This is a genomic window from Polaromonas sp. P1_G2 (genome assembly GCF_056405515.1).
On the sequence record NZ_JBFUBY010000622.1, the window covers coordinates 1 to 712 of the forward strand.

Annotated in this window: 1 protein-coding gene; it reads right to left on the minus strand. The window is 63.1% G+C overall.

Annotation, left to right across the window (positions count from 1 at the left end; genetic code table 11):
• A partial coding sequence (locus AC1D0P_RS26570) for a serine hydrolase domain-containing protein (protein WP_477679464.1) occupies positions 1–712 on the minus strand: 712 nt, incomplete at both ends.

Consider the following 712-nt stretch of genomic DNA (forward strand, 5'->3'; position numbering starts at 1 on the left):
GCGGAATCCAGAGTTCCTCGCTGACGAGTTCGGCCAACGGCTTGCCCGACACGCGCTGCAGGATGAAGGCCAGAACGTCGGTCTCGATCGATCGGTATTGGAACAGCGCTCCGTGCGGCCGCTCGCTCTCCTCGAGCGACAGGATGAGCTGCCACACTGTTTCGGGCCAATGATCGCCCTTGCGCTCCTTCCAGCCGCAGGCGGCGTCGAGCCAGGCACAGTGCGAATCGACTGCTGTGTAAGTCTCGTCGAAGATCACGCCGGTGGTCATGTCGAGCACCTGCTGCACGGTGGCACCGCGATAAGCCGTCGCGTCCAGTTCCGGCAGATAATGCGTCACCGGTGCTGCGGGATCGACAAGGCCGCGATGGATGAGAATGCCGGCGACCGCGCCCGTCACCGACTTGCCAACCGATTGCGACAGATGCAGCGTGTGCGGCCGCATGCCGTTCAGATAGGTTTCGGAAACGATCCTGCCCTTGTGCAAGACGAGAAAACCGTCGGTGAAGGTCTCGTCGAGGAATTCGGCGATCGTCCAGGCTCTGCCGTCGTGGGGGAAGCCCAGGCCGCCTATCTCCTGATGCGCTTGCGGCAAGACCGAAGCAGGCTCCGCGCCACGCCAGACCTCGGTCGTCGGTACGAGGTCGCGGACATTGAGAAAGCTCCAGCGATTATAGGGCGCGCGGTCCCATTCGGCTCGAGGAATCATCGG